The sequence below is a fragment of the Solwaraspora sp. WMMD406 genome (assembly GCF_029626025.1).
Lineage (GTDB): Bacteria > Actinomycetota > Actinomycetes > Mycobacteriales > Micromonosporaceae > Micromonospora_E.
The window spans coordinates 6,826,820-6,851,189 of record NZ_JARUBF010000001.1; the positions used below are offsets into that span (position 1 = coordinate 6,826,820).

The window sequence follows — 24,370 nt, forward strand, 5'->3', positions numbered from 1 at the left end:
TCGAGCGTGGCACGACCAGCCGGTAACAGCCAGACTTCCGGTATGTCGCGCGCCGTGTCCGGGCTCCTTCGAGCAAGCCACCCCGAACCGGCGGTCGCGGTGACCGTGGCGACGGCCCTGCTCGCCTGGGGGGTCGGCCACCGGCTGCCCGGCGTCGTCGTCGTCAGCGTGACCGTGGCCGCCACCCAGCTCGCCGTCGGCTGGACCAACGACTGGCTGGACGCCGGCCGCGACCAGGTCACCGGCCGCGACGACAAACCCATTCCGGCCGGTACGGTGAGCCGCCGCGCCGTCGGAGTGGCCGGCCTGGTCGCCGCTCTGGCCACGCCGCTGATCGCCGCCCCGACCGGTGGGTGGGCGACGCTGTGCATCACCACCGCTCTGGTATCCGCGTTGCTCTACAACTGGCCGTTGAAGTCCACCCCGGTCTCCGTCGTGCCGTACGCGGTGTCGTTCGGGGCGCTGCCGGCGTTCATCGTGCTGGCCCTGCCCGGCCATCCGGTGCCGCCGGCGTGGCTGGTCGGCGCCGGTGCCCTGCTCGGTGCCGGCGCGCACTTCGCCAACGTACTGCCGGATCTGGCCGACGACGCGCGGACCGGGGTGCGGGGTCTGCCGCACCGGCTCGGCGCGGCCGGATCCCGGCTGGCCGCCGCGGCGCTGCTCTTCACGGCGACCGTGGTGCTGGTCTTCGGTCCGCCCGGCCCGCCGTCGTGGGCCGGGCTGGCGGCGGTCGCGGCGACCGCCGTCGTGCTCCCCACCGGCTGGTACGCCGCCCGCCGCGCGACCCGCTCCGGCGGTCGCCCGGTCGCCATCTTCCGGGCGGTGCTGCTGGTCGCGGTGATCGACGTGGTGCTGCTGGTCTCCAGCGGTCGGGTCGGCTGACCGGACCCGACCTCGTCGGCTGACCAGGACCCGGCATCGTCGGCTGACCGGACCCGGCACCGTCGGCTGACCAGGACCCGGCACCGTCGGCTGACCAGGACCCGGCACCGTCGGCTGACCAGGACCGACCTCGTCGGTTGACCGGGATCACGGATTGTCGGGTCCGGCGCAGCCAGCCGATCACCGCCAACTACCCTGGAGCCGGCTCGCGCGGGGTGTCGCCACCGCGCCCAGCGCCGGTGCGCGGCGCGATCGCTACGAGGAGGACCGACGTGACGCCCTCGACCAGGGGACACCGCCGATTCGCGGTGCTGATCACCGGCGCTGCGGCGGCCGGCGTCCTGCTGCTCAGCGGCTGCGGCACCGGCCAGATCGCCGAGACCGCGCTCAAGTCGGCGTCGATCAACGGGGTCAATATCGACTCACCGAACGGCGCGGTGTCGCTGCGCAACCTCTCGCTGCCGTATTCCGGCACCGAGGGCTACCCGGAAGGCGGCTCGGCACCGGTCGAGGTGGCCATCTACAACAACACCGCCGAACCGATCGCGATCCGGGTGAGCGCCGTGCCGGCCACCGGCGACGAACCCGAAACGCTGGTGAGCGCCGAGTCCGTGGTGCTGGGTGGCTCCGACGACGCCGAGCCGAGCCCCGACCCGGACGAGACCCCGGACCCCGCCAGCCCCGAGCCGACCGAGGCGCCGGAGCAGGACAGCGGCCGGGAAGCCATCATCGAACTGCCGGCCAACGGGTGGGCGCTGTACACGGCGGACAGCGACGAACTGCTGCGGGTCACCGGGTTGTCGGAGCGGGTGGCCGCCGGCTACATGGTGAACCTCGCCTTCGAATTCAGCGACGGCAGCCCGGCGCTGGTGGTGCCGGCACCGGTCACCGTGCCGCTCTCGCCGGCTCCGCGTGAGCCGGGCGAACACGAAGACGAGGAGCACTAGCCCGCAGGCCTCCGTCGGGACCGGCGACGACGTGGACGGTTCGTCGGTGCACTCGGCTACCGTGCTGAGGTGACCTCCCGATCGATTCCCCGTTCACCGGCTCGCAGCCGGCCGGCGGCGCGTGAGCCACGCCCCGCGTACGAGTGCGACGCCTGCGGGCACCAGCCCCCCAAATGGGTCGGCCGATGCCCGGAGTGCGGCGAATGGGGCTCGGTGATCGAATCGGTCGTCAGCGGACCGGTCGTGTCCGGCCGGGTGGTGAGCACCCGGCTGCCGGCCGAACCGGCCCGACCGATCGCGACCATCAGCGCCGCCCCGGCCAAGGCCCGACCCACCGGTGTCAGCGAACTGGACCGGGTGCTCGGCGGCGGTCTGGTCCCCGGCGCGGTGGTACTGCTCGCCGGCGAACCCGGAGTCGGCAAGTCGACCCTGCTCCTCGACGTCGCCCAACAGTGGGCGGCCGGCGCGGGCAGCCCGTCGCTGGTCGTCAGCGGTGAGGAATCCACCAGCCAGGTACGGCTAAGGGCCGAACGCATCGGCGCCCTGCACGAACGGCTCTACCTGGCCGCCGAGAGCGATCTGGGCGCGGTCCTGGGCCACCTCGACGCCGTACGCCCGGGTCTGCTGGTGCTCGACTCGGTGCAGACCATCTCGATGCCCGGCTCCGACGGCATCCCCGGCGGAGTCACCCAGGTCCGCGCGGTCACCGCGGCGCTGGTCGCGGCCGCCAAGGAACGCGGCATCGCCACCGTCCTGGTCGGTCACGTCACCAAGGACGGTCAGGTCGCCGGCCCACGGGTGCTGGAACACCTGGTCGACGTGGTGCTGCACTTCGAGGGCGACAAGCACTCGTCGTTGCGGATGGTCCGGGGCATGAAGAACCGGTTCGGCGCGGCGGACGAGGTCGGCTGCTTCGAAATGCACGAGGGCGGGATCAGCAGCCTGCCCGACCCGTCCGGGTTGTTCCTCACCCGCTACACCGAACCGGTTCCCGGCACCTGTGCGACCGTGGCGATGGAGGGCCGCCGGGCCCTGGTGACCGAAGTACAGGCGCTCATCGGCGCCACCGTCGCCGGCTCCCCCCGCCGGACCGTGTCCGGACTCGACAGCGCCCGGCTGGCCATGGTGCTGGCGGTGCTGCAACGGCGTACCGAGCGGCTGACGCTGCACGACCGGGAGGTGTTCGCCGCCACCGTCGGCGGCATCCGCGTCGTCGAACCCGCCGCCGACCTGGCGGTGGCGCTGGCGGTCGCGTCCGGCGGGCTCAACCTGGCGATCGCTCCCGACCTGGTGGCGATCGGCGAGGTCGGGCTGACCGGCGAGGTCCGCCGGGTCGGCGCGGTACCCAGACGGCTGGCGGAGGCGGCCCGGCTGGGCTTCCGCTACGCCCTGGTGCCGCCGGGCGCGGCCAGCGGAACCTCCGATCCGCTGCCCACGAACATGCGCGTCACCGAGGTCGGTGACGTGCGGGCCGCCCTGCAGTGGGCCGCCCGGACGTCGGCCGAGTGACGTCGCCCGGACCGGCGGCCGGACCGGCGGCCGACCCCGCGGCCGGCCGGCGATCCGGACGTGAGTAACCGCGAGAGCACCCACCGCATGGCGGTCCGTAGACTGTTGCCCGTGGCGATCGACCGCGATGCGAACAAGGCCGCCAGCACCAGCTCTCCCGCCAGAGCCGGTGCTGTCGGCGCGCCGCCGCGCACCATCAGTGCCGGCACCACCGCCCTGACCAGCCCGACCGCGACCGGGGACCCGCTGCGGGCGAACCTGGCGCTGATGGCCCCTGGTACCGCGCTGCGCGACGGGCTGGAACGCATCCTGCGCGGCCGTACCGGCGCGTTGATCGTGCTCGGCTACGACAAGCAGGTCGAGTCGCTGTGCACCGGTGGCTTCCCGCTCGACGTCGAATTCTCCTCCACCCGGGTCCGCGAGCTGTGCAAGATGGATGGAGCGGTGGTGCTGTCCAGCGACGGCACCCGGATCGTGCGGGCCGCCGTACATCTGATGCCCGACCCGGCGATCCCCACCGAGGAGTCGGGCACCCGGCACCGTACGGCCGAACGGGTCGCCCGGCAGACCGGCTACCCGGTGATCTCGGTCAGCCAGTCGATGCGGATCATCAGCCTCTACGTCAACGGCCAACGGCACGTCTTGGACGACTCGGCGGCCATCCTGTCCCGGGCCAACCAGGCGCTGGCCACCCTGGAGCGCTACAAGCTTCGACTCGACGAGGTCTCCGGCACCCTGTCCGCGCTGGAGATCGAGGACCTGGTCACCGTCCGCGACGCGGTCGCGGTGGTACAGCGGCTGGAGATGGTTCGGCGGATCGCCGACGAGATCGCCGGTTACGTCGTCGAACTCGGCACCGACGGCCGGCTGCTCGCCCTGCAGCTCGACGAGCTGATGGCCGGCGTGGACGCCGACCGGACCCTGGTCATCCGGGACTACCTGCCGACCAGCCGCAAGGCCCGGACCCTCGACGAAGCGCTGGTCGAGCTGGACCTGCTGACCGCGACCGAGTTGATCGACCTGGTGGCGGTCGCCAAGGCCGTCGGATACGCCGGATCCACCGAAGCACTGGACGCGGCGGTCAGCCCGCGCGGGTTCCGGCTGCTGGCCAAGGTGCCCCGGTTGCCGGTGCCGGTGGTGGACCGGCTGGTCAACCATTTCGGCAGCTTGCAACGGCTCCTCGGGGCCACGGTCGAGGACCTGCAGGCCGTCGACGGGGTCGGCGATGCCCGGGCCCGCAGCGTACGGGAAGGGCTCTCCCGGCTGGCCGAGGCATCGATCCTGGAACGATACGTCTGATCAGCTCGTCGGTGCCGGATCAGCTCGTCAGAGTGATCACGACCGGCTCGCTGACCTTCGCACCGAGCCGGGCGAAGAGCTGGTACTGACCGGCGGCCGGGAACTCGCCAGCGGCGACGTCGTTGGCGCACTCGCTGGCCGCCCGGCCGTTCCAGGCCACCTGATATTCGCGGACCGTACCCGGCCCGAACGTCTGGACGTCGGTGCCACGGGCCGCGCCACAGGTGTCCGAGGACCAGATCAGCTCCGCGCCCCGCTTCAGGTAGAGCTCCTGCGGATCGGCCCCGACATCGCGGTCGCAGGTACGGCTGGACCCGTTCTGCACCCGCAACCGGAAGGTCAGGGTGACGCCGAGCTGGGCGGTGGTCTGCGACGCCGCCGGAGTCAGCACGATCTCGTCGTCGGTGCAGGACCCCGTGCCGCCAGCCGGCGCACCCTCGGCGGGCGGTGGTGCCACGCCACCGGCGGGCGGCTGTCCACCGCCGGTGGCGGTTCCGGTGCCGTCCCCGCCGTCCGGTGCGCCCGGATCGCCGACACCGCCATCGGCGGGCTCACCACCGGACGTACCGTCGTCGCCGGTGGTGGTCTCGCCTTCCACGGTCGGCGACGGCCCGCCGGTCTGCGGCGTGAGCGTCGGCCCGTTGCCACTGGCTGACGGATCAGGGCTGGCCCGGCCGTCCCCTCCGGACTGACCGGAGCCGACGCAGGAGTACACCACGACGAAGAGCAGAAGCAGCAGGGCGCCGAGCACGACGGCCCGCCGCCGCCAGTAGATGGCGGGTGGCAAGGGGCCAACCGTCAGTCGCATGATGGCTCACCGTATCGGCAAACGCCGGGACCGCCGGCCGCGACGCGCCGAGTGGACCGACGAGTGCATCACAGGTACGTCTTGCGCTGGTAGACGGCGTGCGCGCCGGCCACCCGGTCGAGGAACAGCAGACCGGCACAGTGGTCGATCTCGTGTTGTACCGCCCGCGCCTCGAAACCGTCGGTGACCAGGCGGATCGCCTCGCCGCTGCCGGGCAGCGCCCCTTCGACCACCACCCGGCTGGCGCGCTTGACGTCACCGGTGAGGTCCGGCACCGACATGCACCCTTCGCGGCCGGGTCGCCACCGGGTCGCCTCGACCAGCCGGGCGTTGCACAGCACGAACGTGCCGTGGCCGGTGACCGTCTTCGGATGACCGGTCACATCTACCGCGAACACTCGCGCGGACACCCCGACCTGGGGTGCGGCCAGCCCGACGCAGCCCGGCGAGACGCGCATCGTGGCGACCAGATCGGCGGCGAGTCGGACGACGTCGGCGGCGCGCGGGTCGACGTCGGCACCGCCTTGGCCCAACACCGCCGCCGGGGCGGTCAGCACCGCGACGACCCGACCGGGTACGCCGAGCTCGGACTCGGTCCAGTCGGCAACGGTACGGCTGACGGTGCTCACAGCACGTCCGAGTCGGCCGAACGCAGGGTCACCTCGACGTCGAGTCCCCGCGCCACCTCGGCCAACCGGCCGCGTACCTCGTCGACCACGTCGGCGGCCAGCTCGACCTCGGCGACGAGAACGTAGAGCGGGCCGGTGAGCCGGGTGGTCAGGTCGGTCACGTTGCCGCCGGACCGCGCCACCACCCGGGTCACCGCGGCGACGATGCCGAGCCGGTCGGCGCCGTGCACGCTGACCAGGTACGGCTGGCCGGCCGGTGACAGCCGACCGTCCGCCGGCACCGGCCGTACGGTCGCCAGGAGCTGGCCGTCGGCGGTCAGTGGACGCAGCGCGGTCTCCACCTCGTCGGCGGCCGGGCCGGCGCAGACCAGTGTCATCGCGAAGTGGCCCCGCAGCCGGGTCATCGTCGAGTCGGTGAGGTTCGCCCCGAGTCCGGCGAGCGCCTCCGCGACGTCCGCGACGATTCCGGGGCGGTCCCGCCCGATCACGGTGATGGCGAGTTCGTTCATGGTCGCAGTCTGCCCGAACCGTGCCCGGAGGCAGCCGGCGGCCGATCCGCGTGCCCACGTCGCGGGACGACGCGGACTGGTCAGGGGTGGCCCGACTACGCGGTCTGGCGGCCCGGCTACGCGGCCTGGCAGGGCCGCCGGTGGGTAGCTGCCGGCGGGACCGCGCGGCCTGGCAGGATCAGCACCGCTATGCGTGACGTGAGCTTCGCCGACGAAGCCATCCGGTGGTACGACCACAACGCTCGTGACCTGCCGTGGCGGGTGCCGGGGATCGGTGCCTGGGCCATCCTGGTCAGTGAGGTCATGCTGCAGCAGACCCCGGTGGTCCGGGTGTTGCCGGCCTGGCGGGCCTGGCTGGACCGGTGGCCGTCCCCGGCGGCGTTGGCCGCCGACGCCCCGGCCGAGGCCATCCGGATGTGGGATCGGCTCGGTTATCCGCGACGGGCGCTACGGCTGCACGAATGCGCCACGGCGCTGGTGCGACGCCACGGTGGCGCGGTGCCGACGGATCTGGACGAGTTGCTGGCGCTGCCCGGAGTCGGTACCTACACGGCTCGGGCGGTCGCCGCCTTCGCATACGGGCAGCGGCATCCGGTGGTCGACACCAACGTACGGCGGCTGGTGGCCCGGGCGATCGACGGCGCCGCCGACGCCGGGCCGGCGACCCGGCCGGCGGATCTGGTGGCGACCGAGGCCCTGCTGCCAGCCGAGCCGGCACGGGCCGCGCGGGCCAGCGCCGCGTTCATGGAACTCGGGGCGGTGGTCTGCGTGGCCCGTACGCCCCGGTGCGCGGTGTGCCCGATGGCGGCCCGCTGTGCCTGGCTGGCTGCGGGGCGGCCAGCCCAGGTCGGGCCGAGCCGGCGTCCTCAGCGGTACGCCGGAACCGACCGGCAGGTACGGGGTCTGTTGTTGGCGGTGCTGCGGGAGGCCACCGGTCCGGTGCCGCAGCAACGGTTGGATTCGGTCTGGCCGGACGCCCGGCAACGGAGCCGGGCGCTGGCGAGCCTGATCGAGGACGGTCTGGTGGATCCGGTCAGCCGGGACGGCGCGCCGCCGACCGGGTACGCGCTGGCCGGTCAGGGCTGACAGCTGGCCGGCCCCGAGCCCGTTCGGGCCGGCCGAACGCGCCGGGCCGGGCGGGGTCAGGCCTGCCCAACACGCCGGGCCGGGGCTGCCGAACACGCCGTGAGGCGCCGCCGGAACCCGGCGACGCCTCACGAACAGGTCGTGCGTCGTGGCTACTCGTCCGCGCCGGCCGCCGCCGTGCCGCCGAGATCCGCGGGCACCGCGTCCGGCACGGTGACCGGTCGGTCGGAGCCTCGGAACACCAGCTTGGACTTGTCGATGTCCTCCGGGTCGCCGTCGCAGTCGACGACCACGATCTGACCCGCCTTGAGCTCGTTGAACAGGATCCGCTCGGACAGGTTGTCCTCGATGTCGCGCTGGATGGTCCGGCGCAGCGGCCGGGCGCCCAGCACCGGGTCGAAGCCCTTCTTCGCCAGGTACTTCTTGGCGTTGTCGGTGAGCTCCATGCTCATGTCCTTGTTGCGCAACTGCGTCTCGATCCGGGAGATCATGATGTCCACGATCGACAGGATCTCGGTGCGGTTGAGCTGGTGGAACACGATGGTGTCGTCGATCCGGTTGAGGAACTCCGGCCGGAAGTGCTGCTTGAGCTCGTCGTTGACCTTCTGCTTCATCCGGTCGTAGTTGGAGTCGCTGTCCTCCGACGCCTGGAAGCCCAACGACACCGCCTTGGCCACATCCCGGGTGCCCAGGTTGGTGGTCAGGATGATCACGGTGTTCTTGAAGTCGACGATCCGACCCTGACCGTCGGTGAGCCGCCCGTCCTCCAGAATCTGCAGCAGCGTGTTGAACACGTCCGGGTGGGCCTTCTCGATCTCGTCGAAGAGCACCACCGAGAACGGCCGACGGCGGACCTTCTCGGTCAACTGGCCGCCCTCGTCGTAGCCGACGTACCCGGGCGGGGCACCGACCAGCCGGGACACCGTGTACCGGTCGTGGAACTCGGACATGTCAAGTTGGATCAGGGCGTCCTCGCTGCCGAACAGGAACTCGGCGAGCGCCTTGGACAGCTCGGTCTTACCGACACCGGACGGGCCGGCGAAGATGAACGAGCCGGACGGCCGCTTGGGGTCCTTCAGGCCGGCCCGGGTACGCCGGATCGCCTTCGAGACCGCCTTGACCGCGTCTTCCTGGCCGACGACCCGCTTGTGCAGCTCGTCTTCCATGCGCAGCAGCCGGGAGGTCTCCTCCTCGGTCAGCTTGTAGACCGGGATGCCGGTCCAGTTGCCGAGGACCTCGGCGATCTGCTCGTCGTCGACCTCGCTGACCACGTCGAGGTCGCCGGCCTTCCACTCCTTCTCCCGCTGCGCCTTCTGCCCGAGCAGCTGCTTCTCCTTGTCGCGCAGCTGGGCGGCCCGCTCGAAGTCCTGCGCGTCGATCGCGGACTCCTTGTCGCGGCGTACCTGGGCGATGCGCTCGTCGAAGTCGCGCAGGTCTGGCGGAGCGGTCATCCGACGGATCCGCATCCGGGCACCGGCCTCGTCGATCAGGTCGATCGCCTTGTCCGGCAGGAACCGGTCGGAGATGTAGCGGTCGGCCAGGGTGGCGGCGGCGACCAGCGCGGCGTCGGTGATGCTCACCCGGTGGTGTGCCTCGTAGCGGTCCCGCAGGCCCTTGAGGATCTCGATGGTGTGGGCCAGCGACGGCTCGCCGACCTGGATCGGCTGGAACCGGCGCTCCAGCGCGGCGTCCTTTTCCAGGTGCTTGCGGTATTCGTCGAGCGTGGTCGCGCCGATGGTCTGCAGCTCGCCACGGGCCAGCATCGGCTTGAGGATGCTCGCCGCGTCGATCGCGCCCTCGGCCGCGCCCGCGCCGACCAGGGTGTGGATCTCGTCGATGAACAGGATGATGTCGCCCCGGGTGCGAATCTCCTTCAGCACCTTCTTGAGACGCTCCTCGAAGTCACCCCGGTAGCGGGAGCCAGCGACCAGCGCGCCGAGGTCGAGGGTGTAGAGCTGCTTGTCCTTGAGGGTCTCGGGCACCTCGCCCTTGATGATCTTCTGGGACAGGCCTTCCACCACGGCCGTCTTGCCGACGCCGGGCTCACCGATCAGCACCGGGTTGTTCTTGGTACGGCGGGACAGCACCTGCATGACCCGCTCGATTTCCTTTTCCCGGCCGATGACCGGGTCGAGCTTGCCCTCGCGGGCCGCCTGGGTCAGGTTGCGGCCGAACTGGTCCAGCACCAGGCTGGTCGACGGGGCGGCCTCGCCCGTCGCCGCGCCGGCGGCCGCCGGCTCCTTGCCCTGGTAGCCGGAGAGCAGCTGGATGACCTGCTGACGGACCCGGTTGAGGTCGGCGCCGAGCTTGACCAGCACCTGGGCGGCGACGCCCTCGCCCTCGCGGATCAGGCCGAGCAGGATGTGTTCGGTGCCGATGTAGTTGTGGCCGAGCTGCAGCGCCTCGCGCAGGGACAGCTCCAGCACCTTCTTCGCCCGCGGCGTGAACGGGATGTGACCGCTCGGCGCCTGCTGGCCCTGGCCGATGATTTCCTCGACCTGTTGACGCACACCTTCCAGCGAGATGCCCAGACTCTCCAGGGCCTTCGCCGCCACGCCCTCACCCTCGTGGATGAGGCCGAGCAGGATGTGCTCCGTGCCGATGTAGTTGTGGTTGAGCATCCGGGCTTCTTCTTGAGCCAGGACGACAACTCGCCGTGCTCGGTCGGTGAACCGCTCGAACATGCCCTCGTGCTCCTCACGTGCCGTGCGCCAGTGGTCTTGGCGGGCCAGCGCACGGGCTTCCAGGTGGACGCCCGTGCCATCACTCTATCGCCGCGAGCCGACTCTGCTCGTGCCCTGTCGCGCCAGAGCAGGTGCGATCCGCGACGTTTAACCCAACTGTGCCGGCTCGGAGCCTGTTCCCCGAGGCTCTGGCGCTACGCGGTGAGCGAAATCGACCACTGGTCCGGCCGGTTGGTCGGCACCGGCCGCCGTACGGCCAGGCCGGGCTGAGGCAGCCGGGTCGAGGCAGCCGGGTCGCGACACGCCGGATCCGGGGTGCACCAAGCACCAGACCGGACATCTAACCCAAATGCCGCGCCAGGCGGGGACGCGAACGCGTCCCCGCCCGGCGGCATCGCCTACCGCTCGATCCGGAACGAGCCGGCGCCGTAGCTCCGGACGACCGAAACCGCTGAACGGATCAACGACCGGCCTTGGCGTGGTACTCGTCCACGATCTCCTGCGGGATACGCCCGCGGTCGGAGATCTCCTTGCCTTCCTTCTTCGCCCAGGCACGGATTGCCCGGTTCTGCTCGCGGTCGGCGGCGGCACCGCCCCGACCCCGCGCGGCCCGGCCACCCACGACGACGCCGCCACGGCCGATCTTGGTGCCAGCGGCCACGTACGGAGCGAAAACGTGCCGCAATTTCTCTGCGTTCTTCGCTGAGAGGTCGATCTCGAACTGGACGCCGTCGAGGGCGAACTTGACGGTCTCGTCGGCGTCACCGCCGTCCAGATCGTCGACCAGCTTGTGAATGATCTGCTTGGCCACAGGCCGTTGTCCTTCCGAGCACGTTCTCCCGCAATCAAGAGCACAATAGCCCGAAAGATGCGCCAGCCGTCAATAGGACGCGCAAAGTCACCCGGAGATCTCCCCGGCGAACTACTCCGGCCGGACCAGAGGGAAGAGGATGGTTTCGCGAATACCCAGGCCGGTCAGGGCCATGAGCAACCGGTCGATTCCCATTCCCATGCCCCCGGCCGGCGGCATTCCGTACTCCATCGCCCGGAGGAAGTCCTCGTCCAGCCGCATCGCCTCGGGGTCGCCACCGGCGGCCAGTCTCGCCTGACCGACCAGCCGATCCCGCTGTACCACCGGATCGACGAGCTCGCTGTAGGCGGTGGCCAGTTCGACGCCACGGACATAGAGGTCCCACTTCTCGGCCAGTCCCGGCTCGGACCGGTGCTCGCGGGTCAGCGGGCTGGTCTCGACCGGGTAGTCCCGGACGAAGGTGGGCTGCTGCAGCCGGGGAACCACCAATTCCTCGAAGAGTTCCTCGGCCAGCTTGCCCGGCCCCCACTTCGGGTCGACCGAGACGTCGTGCTTCTCCGCGTAACGCAGCAACTGCGCACGGTCGGTGCGTACGGTGACTTCCTCACCGACAGCTTCCGACAGCACGCCGTACAGCGTCACGGTCCGCCACTCTCCGCCTAGGTCGAACTCCGACCCGTCAGCGTGGGTGACGACATGTGACCCGGCGATTGCGGAAGCACACTCCTGGACCAGTTCGCGGGTCAGCCGCGCCATGGTGTCGTAGTCCCCGTACGCTTCGTAAGTCTCCAGCATCGCGAACTCGGGCGAGTGTGACGAGTCGACACCTTCATTCCGGAAGTTCCGGTTGATCTCGAAGACCCGATCGATGCCACCCACCACGCAACGCTTCAGGAAAAGCTCCGGAGCGATTCGGAGATACAGATCAGCATCCAGCGCATTGCTGTGCGTGACGAATGGCCGGGCCGCCGCGCCGCCGTGCAGCAGCTGCAGCATCGGCGTCTCGACCTCGACGAACTCCCGGCGATGCAGGGACTCCCGCAGTGCGCGCAGCGCCGTCGCCCGGGTCCACACCGTACGGCGAGCCTCCGGTCGGACGATCAGATCGACGTACCGCTGGCGGACCCGGGCCTCCTCACTCATCGGCTTGTGGGCCACCGGCAGCGGCCGTAACGCCTTGGCGGTGGGTCGCCAGGACTCGGCCAGCACGGACAGCTCCCCACGCCGGCTGGTGATCACCTCTCCGGTGACACCCACGTGGTCACCGATGTCGATCAGACGCTTCCAGTCTTCCAACGCCTCGGCGCCCACCCGGTCACCGGAGAGCATCACCTGCAGCTCCGTACCGTCGCCTTCCCGCAACGTCGCGAAACAGAGCTTGCCGGTGTTCCGGACGAAGATCACCCGGCCGGTGACCGCCACCTGCTCACCGGTGGCGGTGTCCGTCGACAGGTCACCGAAGCGCCGCCGTACCTCGGCCAGCGTCGCGGTCCGGGGATAGCCCACCGGATACGGTTCGACGCCTTGGGCCAGCAGCCGGTCCCGCTTCTCCCGGCGGACCCGCATCTGTTCGGGCAAATCCTCGGCGGAATCGTCGGGTACGGCGACGTGCTCGGTCACGGCTGGCATCCTCGAAACTGGGGGTACGGGCGGGGTACGGCGGGTACGGGTACAGCAGCTAGCGGGTACGGGCACATACGGGTACAGCAGCGACGGTACGGATGACGGATTCGCCCCCGTCGTCGTGGCGGATCCGGCCCCGAGCGTACTCAAGGCCGATACCGGCCTGCAGCCGATAACCCGCTGGCCGGGTCAGGTGTCAGGTGGGCGGGCTCAGAGGTTGCGCTCGTAGACCATCCGCAAACCGATCAAGGTGATCATGGGCTCGTGATGCGTGATCGTGCGGCACTCGCCGATCACCACCGGAGCCAGTCCACCGGTGGCGATAACCGCGCTGAGCTGGCCCAACTCCTCGGCCATCCGCTCCACGATCCGGTCCACCTGACCGGCGAAACCGAAGTACATGCCGGACTGCAGACACTCGACCGTGTTCTTGCCGATCACCGACCGCGGCCGGGTGGGCTCGACCTTGCGCAGCTGGGCCGCCCGGGCGGCCAGTGCGTCGAACGAGATTTCGATGCCGGGTGCGAACGCACCGCCAAGGAATTCACCCCGTGCGCTGATCACGTCGAAGTTCGTGGTCGTCCCGAAGTCGACCACGATCGACGGGCCACCGTACAGGCTGTGCGCCGCCAGGGTGTTGACCACCCGGTCCGCCCCCACCTCCTTGGGGTTGTCGATGGCAAGCTGCACCCCGGTCCGGACCCCCGGCTCGACGATCACGCTGGGGATGTCGCCGTAGTAGCGACCGAGCATCGTCCGCAGCGACCGCAGCGCCGCCGGCACCGTCGAACACGCGGCGACCCCGGTCACCTCCACCGCGTCGCCGGCGAGTAGGCCCCGGAACATCAACCCGAGCTCGTCGGCGGTGGATCGGGCGTCCGTCTTGATCCGCCAGGAGTGCACCAACTTGTCGCCGCTGAACGTCGCCAGCACCGTGTTGGTGTTTCCGATGTCGATACAGAGCAACATGTGTCGTTCCCTCGCCGCTAGCCGACGGACCGGGCGTCGGCCGGCACGACCGACGCCACCGGGTGCAGATCCAGCGCGATGTCCATGATCGGGGAGGAGTGGGTCAGCGCGCCAACCGAGACGTGGTCGACCCCGGTCGCCGCGTACTCGGCCGCGTTCGCCAAGGTCAGCCCGCCGGTCGCCTCCAGCCGGGCCCGGCCGGCCACCTCGGTCACCACCTCGCGCAGCAGGTCCGGGGCCATGTTGTCGCAGAGCAGGAAACCCGCACCGGCCTCCACCGCCTCCACCGCCTCGGCGAGCGTGGTCACCTCGACCTCGACCGGCACCTCGGGAAACGCCGCCCGGATCCGCTGGTACGCGGCGGCCACCCCGCCGGCGGCCAGCTTGTGGTTGTCCTTGACCATGGCCGTGTCGTACAGGCCCATCCGCTTGTTGCCCCCACCCCCGACCCGGACCGCGTACTTCTCCAGCAGCCGCAGCCCCGGGGTGGTCTTCCGGGTGTCCAGCACGGTCGTGGTGGTCCCGGCGAGCGCCTCGGCCCAGGCCCGGGTGTGGGTCGCCACCCCGGACATCCGGCTGATCAGGTTGAGCACGGTCCGCTCACCGGTCAGCAGGGTGCGGGTCGATCCGGTCACCGACGCCAGGACGGTCCCGGCCGGCACCCGGTCGCCGTCCGCGACCCGCAGCCGCACCTCGACCGCAGCCGCGCCAGGCGCGTCCGCCGGGGCAGGCGCGTCCGCCGGAGCAGGCACGTCCGCCGGGGCAGGCGCGTCCGCCGGGGCAGGCGCGTCCGCCGGGGCATCCAACGGGACCAGCTCGAACACCGCCGCGATCAGCGCCAGGCCGGCCACCACCCCGTCGGCCCGCGCCACCACCTCGGCCGTGCCGACCTGATCGGCCGCGATCGTGGCCACCGTGGTCACGTCCACCCCGGCCGGACCCAGATCCTCCGCCAACGCCGTCGCGACGATCCGTTCGACCGCCACCGGGTCCAGCCCACAGGCGCGTACGGCGGCGACGGTCGCCTCGCTCAGCATGACGGCTCCCAGGTGAGAATCGGCCGCCCGGCCGGGCCGAGACCGCTGACCAGATGTCCCAGCCAGTCGTCGCCGGCGGCCGGGAAGTCGTCGCGCCAGTGACACCCCCGGGTCTCCTGCCGGGCGTACGCCGCAGCGACCAGCGCGGTGGCGACGGTCATCAGATTAGTCGCCTCCCACCCGGCGGTCGCCGGCACACCATCGACGCCGGCCAGCCGGCGCAGCTGCTCGGCGGTGCCCGCCAGTGACCCGGCGGACCGCAGCACCCCGGCGCCCCGGCTCATCGCCCGCTGCAACGGTTCCCGGACGGCCGCCCCGACCACCGAAGCGCGGGCGGCGGCCACGCCGGCCGTAGCGACCGGTTGCGCCTGAGCCGGTAGGTCGCAGGCGATGTCCCGGGCGATCCGCCGGGCGAAGACCAGGCCCTCCAACAGGGAGTTGCTGGCCAGCCGGTTGGCACCGTGCACACCGGTGCAGGCGACCTCGCCGCAGGCGTACAGGCCGGGAATCGAGGTACGGCCGGACAGGTCGGTACGGACCCCGCCGGAGGCGTAGTGGGCGGCCGGGGCGACCGGGATCAGCTGCTCGCCGGGATCGATCCCGGCAGCCCGGCAGGAGGCCACGATGGTGGGAAACCGTCGGGCGAGGAACTCGCCACCGAGGTGCCGGGCGTCCAGGAACACGTGGTCGGCGTCCGTCGCCGTCAACACCCGGTGTATCCCCTTGGCGACCACGTCGCGCGGGGCGAGTTCGGCCAGTTCGTGCTGGCCGAGCATGAACCGCTTGCCGTCGGCGTCGACCAGGTGGGCGCCTTCGCCCCGCAGCGCCTCCGACACCAGCGGCTGCTGCCCGCTCCCCGGGTCGTGCCCGGTCGGCACCACCAACGCGGTCGGATGGAACTGGACGAACTCCAGATCGGCCACTGCCGCGCCGGCCCGGATCGCCACCGCCACCCCGTCCCCGGTGGAGACCGCCGGATTGGTGGTGGTCGCGAAAATCTGCCCCATCCCGCCGGTTGCCAGGACCACCGCCCGGGCCAGGATCGCCCCGACCCCGTCCTCACTGCCCTCGCCCAACACGTGCAGGGTGACCCCGCAGGCCCGGCCGCCGGTGGCACGGCCACCGCTGGCCGCGTCCGGCGCGGCGCGCAGCAGATCGACCACCAGGGCGTGCTCCACCAGCCGGATCCACGGATCCCGGCGCACCGCCGCGTGCAGCGCCCGCTGCACCTCGGCCCCGGTCGCGTCGCCACCGGCGTGCACGATCCGGTTGGCCCGGTGCCCGCCCTCCCGGGTGAGCAGCAGAACGCCCTCGGCGTCCCGGTCGAATTCGGCCCCGACCCGGATGAGCTCCCGAATCCGGGCCGGCCCTTCCTCCACCAGGACCCGTACCGCCTCGGGGTCGCAGAGGCCGACCCCGGCGATCTCGGTGTCCTGGGCGTGCGCCGCCGGCGTGTCCAGCGGGTCGAGCACGGCGGCGATCCCGCCCTGGGCCCACCGGGTGGAACCGTCGTCGATGTTGACCTTGGTCACGACCGTGACGTGCAGGCCGGCTTCGCGCAGATAGAGCGCTGCGGTGAGCCCGGCGATCCCGGACCCGACGACCACCACGTCGGTGGTCTCCGCCCAGCCGGGCTCCGGTGCCGCCAGCCGAGCGGGCAGCGTCGGCAGGTCGGGAGTGCGCGGATGCATGAGGTCAGTCAACCCCGGCGGTACGGGCGGACGGCCAGCGGGGCGAACCGATGTGTGCCGCCGCACCACCGACGGCGACCACCGCGCCCACCCATCGGCACCGCCCGTACCGGGACGGTCGCTACTCGTACTGGATCGGCAGGCCGGAGGTGCCGGCACCCTTCATCGAACGGGTGACGTTGCGCTCGTTGAGCCACAGGTAGCAGCGGACCCCACGGTTGCCGGCCGCCCACTCGGCGGCCCCGCCCGGCAACGAGATCACCCCGGTACGGAACTGCAGGTTGCCGTCGAGCGGCACACCCGCGTACCGGCCGATCACCTTGCGACACTCGGTGTGGAACTGGTTCCAGTCGGCGTCGCGGGTCGGGTAGGCGATGTCGGGCGCCTGCCACACCCCGGCGAACTCGGCGTTGTGTGGCCGGTCACAGCGCTCCGCCGGCATGGTGTCGATCGCGCCGTTGCTGTCGTTACGTACCGCGTAGCAGGTCAGATGCAGTTCGGACGGCTCCGCGAGGGCATCGCGCAGGCTGGCGGTACGGCTGGCCGTACCGCCGTTGTCCTCCACGTTCGTCACCTCGGTCACGTCGCAGCGGAACCAGCGGGCACCGCCTTCCCAGGCGTCGGGCGACGGGACCGCCACCCCCACCCAGAGCCGCCCCGACCGCCAGTCCGCGCCGACGTACTCGGTGGTCTTGGTGTCGCACTCGGCGTACGCGGCGCGGATCTCGGGCGAGCCCTGCGCCGGCGGGGCGGGTGCCTCGGCCACCGCGTCGCCGAACGTGCCGACGTGCACCGTCTCGACCCGGTGCGGGGCGGTGCAGTCGACCGGGCTGTACGACGAAAGGTAAGCCGTCTCGGCGAAGTCACCCGGATGGCAGATCTCGGCCGGCGGCACGAACGGGCTGGGCTCGGCGAGTGGCTGCCAGTCGTTGGTCAGCTCCCCGTCCACCCCGGCGGGTAGGCCACAGCCGGTCAGGCCGAGCGCCAAGGCTCCACCCAACGCCACGGCGGCGGTCCAACGGCGCATCTGTCCCCTCCCACGGGCCCTGCTGTCCGGACGGTCGCGCATCTCCGTCGCGCATCTCCTCCGAAACGGCCGGGCATCCTCCGAACGGCCGAGCATACGGCACCCAGCGTCGACCGGCAGGAAACCGGCCGTGCGGGTCGCTCCCACGCTACGACCCGGCCGCCACCGCCGTCGAACCGGCGAGAGCGTCGCCGCGCGACACCGGACCGCCGGCCAGCCCTGCCGGGGCACCGGCCGGGTCGTCGTCCAACCGGATCACCCGGTTGGCCGCGTCGACATGCACGACCCGGGGGGTGAAAGAGCGCGCCTCGGCGTCGGTGAACTGGCCGTACGCGATGAGAATCACCAGATCACCCGGGTGCACAAGGTGCGCGGCGGCCCCGTTGATCCCGATCACGCCGCTGCCCGGCGCACCGGGGATGACGTACGTCTCCAACCGGGCACCGTTGGTCACGTCGACGATCGCGACCTGCTCGCCGGGGAGCAGGTCGGCCGCCGCGAGCAGGTCGGAGTCGACGGTCACCGAGCCGACGTAGTGCAGATCTGCCTGGGTCACCGTGGCCCGGTGGATCTTCGACTTGAGCATCGTACGGAGCATCAGGCACCTTCCGGTCCGGCGTCGGTCGACCGCACCCCGTCGATCGACCGCACCGCGACGTTGTCGATCAGTCGGGTGTCCCCGACCCGGGCGGCGATGAGCAGCCGACCCGGCCCCGGTCCCGGTCCGGGTGGCCCGAGATCGGGATCGGTCAACGCCAGGTAGTCCAGTTCGGCACCGCCGCCGGTGTGCCGCTCGAAGGCCTGCCGGGCGGCGGAACGCACCGCGTCCGGGTCACCGCCGGCAGCGGCGGCCCCGGCGCCGGCCCGCAACGCGGCCGCCAACCCCAACGCCACCAGCCGTTGCGACGGGGACAGGTAACGATTGCGGCTGGAGCGGGCCAGGCCGTCCGGTTCCCGCACCGTCGGCACCCCGACGATCTCCACCGGCAGGTCGAGATCGCGGACCATCCGCCGGACCAGGGTCAACTGCTGGTAGTCCTTCTCCCCGAAGAAGGCGACGTCGGCGCGGGTGAGCTGGAGCAGCTTCAGCACCACGGTCAGTACGCCGTGGAAGAACCCGGGCCGGCTGGCTCCTTCGAGGATCTCCCCCAGCGGCCCCGGGTTGACCCGGACCATCGGCTCGCCCCCGGGATAGACCTCGGTGCGGGCGGGGGCGAACACCGCGCTGACCCCGGCCGTACGGCAGATCTCCAGGTCGTCGTCGATCGTCCGGGGATAGCGGTCGAAGTCCTCGGTCGGCCCGAACTGCAGCGGGTTGACGAAGATCGTCACGATCACGTGGTCAGCGCGCTCGACCGCTGCCCGCAGCAGCGTGGCGTGCCCCTCGTGCAACGCGCCCATGGTCATCACGACCGCCACCGATCCACGCCACCGGCCGCGCAGCGCGGCCAACTCGGCCCGGGTCCAGACCACCTGCAGGCGTCCAGCGGTCGCGACGGACCGATCGCCGATGGCACCGGGCCGGCCGGTGGGAGCCACAGATTGGCCGGTGGTCGCCACGGATCGTCCGGTGGCCGTACCGGATCGGTCGCTCATCGCACCGGCTCCCGCCGCCGCGCGGCGAAGCCGGCGGTCTCGCGGCTGGCCAGCACGTCCAGCAGTGGTACGGCGTCGCCGGCCGGCAGCCGGCCGGCGGCGATCGCCCGGTCGGCGGTCCGCCGGGCGAGCGCCAGGTAGCTGGGCACGCTTTCCGCGGCGGTGACGGCCAACCGGTCCAGGTGCCGGGCCACGGTGCCGGCGTCGCCGCGCGACACCGGCCCGGTCAACGCCGCGTCGCCCCGGTCCAGCGCGTTGCGCAGCGCGGCCTCCAACAGCGGACGCAGCACCCGGGCCGGATCACCGACCCCGGCGTCCCGCAACCGGTCGGCGGCCTCGTTGACCAAGGTGACGAGGTGGTTCGCGCCGTGGGCAAGCGCCGCGTGGTAGAGTGCGCGGTCCGCCTCGGCCACCCACTCGACGGTGCCGCCGAGCGCCGCGACGAGCCGGACGGCCAGCGGACGCAACTCGGGCACCGTGGTCACCCCGTAGCTGACGCCGGGAAGCCGGTCCAGATCACCCGGATCACCGGTGAACGTCATCGCCGGGTGCAACGCCAACGGGGCCGCACCGGCCGCGACGGCCGGGGCCAGCACCGCCACCCCGTGGGCGCCGGAGGTGTGCGCCACCACCTGGCCGGTCCGCAGCGCTCCGGCGGTGGCCAGGTCGGTGACCACCTGGGAAAGGGCGTCGTCGGGCACCGCGACGATCAGCAGGTCGGCTGATCGGGCCACCTCGGCGGGAGACCCGCTGGGCACGTCGGGCAACAGCCGTCGAACGAGACCCCGGCGCGCCGGGGCGGATCGGGAAACCGCGCGGATCGGATAGCCGGCGGCGGCCAGGGCGGCGGCGAGTACCGCGCCCACTCGGCCGGCGCCGATGATCCCGACAGCGGGAGGTGCCGCTGTCGGGCGCACCTGTGCGCTCATAGCGTGATCCAGTCCTCGAAACGGGGGTACCGGTCGATGCCCAGTATGCGCCGCCGCCACACGTCGGAAACAACGGTGTGTGAAAACCTTCACCCCGCCCGCCGGTACCCGCCGACGCCAGGGGTGCGCCGGGCGGAGCCGCTAAGGTGAGCCGGTGCTGACCTGGCGGGACGCGATCACCGCCGCGCTGTACGGACCGGCCGGCTTCTACCTAGCTGGGCGGCACGGCTCCGAGCCGGCTGGGCGGCACGGCTCCGACGCCGGGCTACCCGGCCCGCCGGTGCCCGCCGCGCACTTCCGGACCAGCGCGCAGATCGGCGCCGGCTTCAGCCGAGCCGTGCTGAGCCTCCTCGAACGGCTCGACACGCTGCTCGGGCACCCCGACCCGATCGACGTCGTCGACGTCGGGGCCGGCGGCGGCGAACTCCTCACCGCGCTGCACGACGACGCATCCCGGCCGCTGCGGGCCCGGCTCCGGCTGACCGGCGTGGACCTGGCCGGCCGACCGCAGCGGCTACCCGCCGCGATCGGCTGGCGCGACCGCCTGCCGTCGGCGGTCACCGGGCTGATCGTCGCGACCGAATGGCTGGACAACGTGCCGTTCGACATCGCCGGGCACGACGACGACGGAGAGCTGCGATACCTGCTGGTCGACCCGGCCAGCGGTCGGCAGCGGCCAGGGAATCCGCTGCGGTCGGCCGACGCCGACTGGCTGGCCCGCTGGTGGCCACCGGTGCCGCCCGGCGGCACCGTCGAACTGGGGCGGAGCCGGGACGAGGCGTGGGCGGGCGCGGTACGGGCGCTGCGCCGTGGAGCGGCGGTGGCGGTCGACTACGGCCACCGGTACGCCGAGCGTCCGCCGACCGCCACGGTCACCGGGTTCCGGGCCGGCCGGGAGGTGCCCCCCGTACCCGATGGGTCCTGCGACATCACCGCTCACGTCGCGATCGACGCGGTCGCGGCGGCCGGATCGGCGGCGGCCGGCGGTACGCCGTACACGCTGCTGCGTCAGCGCGACGCCCTGCGGGCCGTGGGGGTACACGGCCGGCGACCGCCGCTGCGGCTCGCCAGCACCGACGCGCGCGGCTACCTGGCCGCGCTCGCCGCCGCGACCGTCGACGCCGAGTTGACCGACCCGGCCGGCCTCGGTGCCCACTGGTGGCTGATCCAGCCGGTCGGCCTGGCCGAGCCCGGACAGCGGTTGCTCCCCGGCGGCACGGGACCCGACGCACCGGGACCCGACGCACCGGGACCCGACAGCACGTGACCCGGTCCGGTGGTGAGCGTCGCACGTCGGCCGTCGTGGCACGATGGCGGGCATGGACGCCGATACCGGTACGCCGCCGGTGAGCCAGCACGCCGGGGCACTGCGCGAACTGACCGTGGGCACCGGCGCGGGCCTGGACACCGCCGACATGGTGCTCAACATCGGCCCGCAGCATCCCTCCACACACGGCGTACTGCGGCTCAAGCTGGTCCTCGACGGCGAGCGGGTCGTCTCCTGCGAGCCGATGGTCGGCTACATGCACCGGGGCGCCGAGAAGCTGTTCGAGGTCCGCGACTACCGGCAGATCATCATGCTGGCCAACCGGCACGACTGGTTGTCCGCCTTCGCCAACGAACTTGGCGTGGCACTCGCCGTCGAACGGATGATGGGCATCGAGGTGCCGGACCGGGCGGTCTGGCTGCGTACCGCGCTGGCCGAGCTGAACCGGGTGCTCAACCACCTGATGTTCCTCGGCTCCTACCCGCTGGAGATCGGCGCGCTCACCCCGGTGTTCTACTCGTTCCGGGAACGGGAGACCCTGCAGGCCGTGATGGAGGAGGTCTCCGGCGGCCGGATGCACTACATGTTCAACCGGGTGGGCGGGCTCAAGGAGGAAGTGCCGGCCGGCTGGACGCGCCGGGCCCGCGAAGCGATCGGCCAGGTCGAGTCCCGGATGCCGGATCTGGACCGGTTGATCCGCCGCAACGAGATCTTCCTGGCCCGTACGGTCGGGGTCGGGGTGCTGGACGCCGCCACCGCCGCCGCGTTCGGTGCCTCCGGGCCGGTCGCCCGAGCCAGCGGACTCGACTTCGACCTGCGCCGCGACGAGCCCTACCTGGCCTACGGCGAACTCTCCGTGCCGGTGGTCACCCGTACCACCGGTGACTGCCACGCCCGGTTCGAGGTTCTGCTCGATCAGGTGTACGCCTCGCTCGACCTGGCCCGACAATGTCTGGACCGGGTGGACCAGATCAGCGGACCGGTCAACGTCCGGCTACCCAAAGTGGTCAAGGCCCCCGAGGGGCACACCTACGCGTGGACCGAGAACCCGCTCGGCGTCAACGGCTACTACCTGGTCTCCCGGGGGGAGAAGACGCCGTGGCGGCTCAAGCTGCGGACCGCGTCGTACGCGAACGTCGCCGCGCTGGCGACGCTGATCCCCGGCAGCCTGGTACCTGACCTGGTGGCGATCCTCGGCTCGATGTTCTTCGTGGTCGGTGACATCGACAAGTGACCGCGGACCGTCGGATCCGGCGTACCCCGGTCAGCGCCAGCGGCGGTCGTCCGGATAGTCGTACCCGCCGCGCCGCTCGGCACCGCCCCGCCAGCGGTCGTCGCCGCGCCCGGCGTCGTCGTCGCGGTAGCGCCGCCCGGGCTGATCGTCGTCGCGGAACGGCCGCCCGGCCGAGTCGTCGTCCCGGAACCGCCGCCCCGGCTGATCGTCGTCGCGGAACCGCCGCCCGGCCGAGTCGTCGTCCCGGAACCGCCGCCCCGGCTGATCGTCGTCGCGGAACCGCCGCTCATCCGGGTCGTCGTCCCGATACCGCCGGCTTCGCCGGGCCGGATCGGCTTCGGAGTCGGCGGATCGTCCCGGGGCGGTCCAGCCGGCTGGCTCGGTCGACCCACTGCCAGCGGGCAGCGCGGGCAGCGCGGTGCGTCGTTGCCACGACGCTGGTGGTGCCGGATCGGCGGCACCAGCACCTCGCTGGTCCCAGCGGGCGTCACGCCAGGGGGGTTCGTCACCCGATCCGGAACGGTCGGAATCCGACGGCCCGTCGTAACGGCCGAGGCCACCACGGGCGGCCGGACCGCCGTCCCACCCGTCGGCGCGGTCGCGGCGAGTCCGGTCGTCGGCATCCCAGCCGGTGCCCCGCCGGTCCTCGCCGTACCGGTCGGGTCGGTCCCGGTCCGGGCCGGGAAAGCCGTACCGATCGTCGGCATGGCGCTCGGTGCCGAGCCGGTCGTCGGCGTACCGGACCGGACCGTTACGGGCGGAACCCAGTTGGTCGTCGACGCGACCACCCGACCAGCGATCGTCGATCCGGGCCCCGTACTGGTGCTCGCCGCTGTCGTCTCGGTCACCGTTCCAGGACCAGCGGTCGTCCGAGGACGACCGCGGGCGCCGATCGCTCCACGACTCCTCACCCGGGCCGGCCGACCGGCGTCCGCGCGTCGGGTCCGCCGACCATTCGCCTTCGATCGCCTCGACTCCACGGCCGCCGTAGCGGGTGCCGCCGTACACCGTGCCGGCGGAGTCCTCGTCGCCCCGGGGATCGACCACGGTGTGCCGGGTGGTGACCTGCACCGTCTCGGTGTGCCGGACGACTCCGTTGGCGACGGGTGGGCGCGGCAACACCGTGCCGCTCATCGCCGGAACCGACGCCCGGCCGCCAGCGGCGCCGGACGAATACTGGCCGCCGTTGGAGCCGCCGTAGCCGTAGCCCGCCGCCCCCGCCGGCCCTGACGCCGGCATCGAAGACGCCGGCATCGACGACGCCGGCACCGAGGACGCCGGCATCGACGCTGCAGGGTCGAAGCGGTCGTCACCGACCCGGTCGGTCCGACCCCAGCCCTGTACGTCGCGGACGGCGGCTTCCGCTCGCGCCGCCTCCGCCCGGGCCGCCTCGGCTCGGGCGGCTTCGCTCCGTACCACCTCGCCACGAACAGCGTCCACTTGACCACGAAGTGCTTCGACGTTGTCCTGCATCGTCTGCAGTTTTTCACCGAAGGCGCGATGCGTCGCCCGTACGGCGGTGGAAATGTCATTACGTACGTCGTCGCGAAGGACGTCCATCTCTTCGACGAGAACATCCTCGACATCAGCGCGCATCGTCTCGATGCCGCCACGCAAAGTAATTGACAATCCGATCAAGACGACTGACGCGACAGCGATCACCATGGCCAGCCGCAACGAACCGTCGCCATCCCCGAGCAACAGCAAAATCGCAGCTAGCGGGGCTAGTCCCAGGCCACCCCAGCTGAGCCATTTGAGCGGAACCGTACGACGCGGCTCCTCTTCGGCCTCGGGAGCGGACATGGCTGTGGAGCCTACCGACATCTCCAGATC

Annotated in this window: 21 protein-coding genes; 7 read left to right on the forward strand and 14 right to left on the reverse strand. The window is 71.9% G+C overall.

Annotated features, from left to right (window positions below):
* Positions 1 to 42 precede the first annotated feature (42 nt).
* From O7632_RS30675 to disA, 4 genes are all read left to right on the forward strand, one after another.
* Complete coding sequence (locus tag O7632_RS30675) at positions 43 to 882, forward strand: UbiA family prenyltransferase (RefSeq protein ID WP_278119402.1); 840 nt, start codon at positions 43 to 45, stop codon at positions 880 to 882.
* Positions 883 to 1,154: 272 nt separating this feature from the next.
* Positions 1,155 to 1,829: a hypothetical protein gene (locus tag O7632_RS30680; RefSeq protein ID WP_278119404.1), complete on the forward strand. Its 675-nt coding sequence runs from the start codon at positions 1,155 to 1,157 to the stop codon at positions 1,827 to 1,829.
* A gap of 69 nt (positions 1,830 to 1,898) precedes the next feature.
* The gene (gene radA / locus O7632_RS30685) at positions 1,899 to 3,338 is read left to right on the forward strand and encodes a DNA repair protein RadA (RefSeq protein ID WP_278119406.1); all 1,440 of its coding nucleotides are present in this window, start codon (positions 1,899 to 1,901) and stop codon (positions 3,336 to 3,338) included.
* Positions 3,339 to 3,449: 111 nt separating this feature from the next.
* Positions 3,450 to 4,637 carry a DNA integrity scanning diadenylate cyclase DisA gene (disA, locus tag O7632_RS30690; RefSeq protein ID WP_278119408.1) on the forward strand — a complete coding sequence of 396 codons (1,188 nt, stop codon included), beginning with the start codon at positions 3,450 to 3,452 and terminating at the stop codon, positions 4,635 to 4,637.
* 19 nt (positions 4,638 to 4,656) lie between these two features.
* Here the strand turns inward: disA and O7632_RS30695 are convergent, their stop codons facing one another.
* The 3 genes from O7632_RS30695 to O7632_RS30705 all read right to left on the reverse strand — a co-directional run bounded on the left by O7632_RS30695 (position 4,657) and on the right by O7632_RS30705 (position 6,583).
* On the reverse strand, positions 4,657 to 5,445 hold the full coding sequence (locus tag O7632_RS30695; RefSeq protein WP_278119409.1) for a hypothetical protein: 789 nt from the start codon (positions 5,443 to 5,445) through the stop codon (positions 4,657 to 4,659).
* Between the two features lie 68 nt (positions 5,446 to 5,513).
* Complete coding sequence (locus O7632_RS30700; protein WP_278119411.1) at positions 5,514 to 6,074, reverse strand: peptide deformylase; 561 nt, start codon at positions 6,072 to 6,074, stop codon at positions 5,514 to 5,516.
* Positions 6,071 to 6,583 carry an ACT domain-containing protein gene (locus tag O7632_RS30705; RefSeq protein WP_278119413.1) on the reverse strand — a complete coding sequence of 171 codons (513 nt, stop codon included), beginning with the start codon at positions 6,581 to 6,583 and terminating at the stop codon, positions 6,071 to 6,073. Before O7632_RS30705 ends, O7632_RS30700 begins: the two co-directional genes overlap by 4 nt.
* Positions 6,584 to 6,772: 189 nt before the next feature.
* On the opposite strand from O7632_RS30705, the gene O7632_RS30710 reads away from it, so the two are divergent.
* Positions 6,773 to 7,669 carry an A/G-specific adenine glycosylase gene (locus O7632_RS30710; RefSeq protein WP_278119416.1) on the forward strand — a complete coding sequence of 299 codons (897 nt, stop codon included), beginning with the start codon at positions 6,773 to 6,775 and terminating at the stop codon, positions 7,667 to 7,669.
* A gap of 152 nt (positions 7,670 to 7,821) precedes the next feature.
* On the opposite strand, the gene O7632_RS30715 is transcribed toward O7632_RS30710, so the two are convergent.
* The 10 genes from O7632_RS30715 to O7632_RS30760 all read right to left on the reverse strand — a co-directional run bounded on the left by O7632_RS30715 (position 7,822) and on the right by O7632_RS30760 (position 20,036).
* Positions 7,822 to 10,353, reverse strand: a complete 2,532-nt coding sequence (locus O7632_RS30715) for an ATP-dependent Clp protease ATP-binding subunit (RefSeq protein ID WP_278119417.1) — start codon at positions 10,351 to 10,353, stop codon at positions 7,822 to 7,824.
* Positions 10,354 to 10,813: 460 nt separating this feature from the next.
* Positions 10,814 to 11,164 (reverse strand): Lsr2 family protein, encoded by a 351-nt coding sequence (locus O7632_RS30720; protein WP_278119418.1) that lies wholly within the window; start codon positions 11,162 to 11,164, stop codon positions 10,814 to 10,816.
* Between the two features lie 111 nt (positions 11,165 to 11,275).
* Entirely contained in the window at positions 11,276 to 12,784 is a 1,509-nt protein-coding gene (gene lysS, locus O7632_RS30725) for a lysine--tRNA ligase (protein WP_278119420.1), read from the reverse strand.
* A 213-nt stretch (positions 12,785 to 12,997) separates the two neighbouring features.
* Positions 12,998 to 13,756: a type III pantothenate kinase gene (locus O7632_RS30730; protein WP_278119421.1), complete on the reverse strand. Its 759-nt coding sequence runs from the start codon at positions 13,754 to 13,756 to the stop codon at positions 12,998 to 13,000.
* A 17-nt stretch (positions 13,757 to 13,773) separates the two neighbouring features.
* Positions 13,774 to 14,793: a carboxylating nicotinate-nucleotide diphosphorylase gene (nadC, locus tag O7632_RS30735; protein ID WP_278119423.1), complete on the reverse strand. Its 1,020-nt coding sequence runs from the start codon at positions 14,791 to 14,793 to the stop codon at positions 13,774 to 13,776.
* Entirely contained in the window at positions 14,787 to 16,484 is a 1,698-nt protein-coding gene (locus O7632_RS30740) for an L-aspartate oxidase (protein ID WP_278119424.1), read from the reverse strand. Before O7632_RS30740 ends, nadC begins: the two co-directional genes overlap by 7 nt.
* Before the next feature lie 121 nt (positions 16,485 to 16,605).
* A complete protein-coding gene (locus O7632_RS30745; protein WP_278119426.1) occupies positions 16,606 to 17,511 on the reverse strand; it encodes a septum formation family protein in 906 nt (301 codons plus the stop codon).
* 148 nt (positions 17,512 to 17,659) lie between these two features.
* Positions 17,660 to 18,109, reverse strand: coding sequence for an aspartate 1-decarboxylase (gene panD / locus O7632_RS30750; RefSeq protein WP_278119429.1), 450 nt, complete (start codon positions 18,107 to 18,109; stop codon positions 17,660 to 17,662).
* Positions 18,109 to 19,107: a pantoate--beta-alanine ligase gene (gene panC, locus O7632_RS30755; RefSeq protein ID WP_278119431.1), complete on the reverse strand. Its 999-nt coding sequence runs from the start codon at positions 19,105 to 19,107 to the stop codon at positions 18,109 to 18,111. The genes panD and panC overlap by 1 nt, the downstream gene beginning before the upstream one ends.
* Positions 19,104 to 20,036 carry a Rossmann-like and DUF2520 domain-containing protein gene (locus O7632_RS30760; RefSeq protein ID WP_278119432.1) on the reverse strand — a complete coding sequence of 311 codons (933 nt, stop codon included), beginning with the start codon at positions 20,034 to 20,036 and terminating at the stop codon, positions 19,104 to 19,106. Before O7632_RS30760 ends, panC begins: the two co-directional genes overlap by 4 nt.
* A gap of 157 nt (positions 20,037 to 20,193) precedes the next feature.
* Here O7632_RS30760 and O7632_RS30765 point away from each other — a divergent pair, with 157 nt between their 5' ends.
* Together O7632_RS30765 and O7632_RS30770 are read left to right on the forward strand one after the other, a co-directional pair.
* The gene (locus tag O7632_RS30765) at positions 20,194 to 21,303 is read left to right on the forward strand and encodes an SAM-dependent methyltransferase (RefSeq protein WP_278120534.1); all 1,110 of its coding nucleotides are present in this window, start codon (positions 20,194 to 20,196) and stop codon (positions 21,301 to 21,303) included.
* A gap of 52 nt (positions 21,304 to 21,355) precedes the next feature.
* The gene (locus O7632_RS30770; RefSeq protein ID WP_278119434.1) at positions 21,356 to 22,537 is read left to right on the forward strand and encodes an NADH-quinone oxidoreductase subunit D; all 1,182 of its coding nucleotides are present in this window, start codon (positions 21,356 to 21,358) and stop codon (positions 22,535 to 22,537) included.
* Between the two features lie 30 nt (positions 22,538 to 22,567).
* Here the strand turns inward: O7632_RS30770 and O7632_RS30775 are convergent, their stop codons facing one another.
* The gene (locus O7632_RS30775) at positions 22,568 to 24,340 is read right to left on the reverse strand and encodes a hypothetical protein (RefSeq protein WP_278119436.1); all 1,773 of its coding nucleotides are present in this window, start codon (positions 24,338 to 24,340) and stop codon (positions 22,568 to 22,570) included.
* Between the last annotated feature and the right edge of the window lie 30 nt (positions 24,341 to 24,370).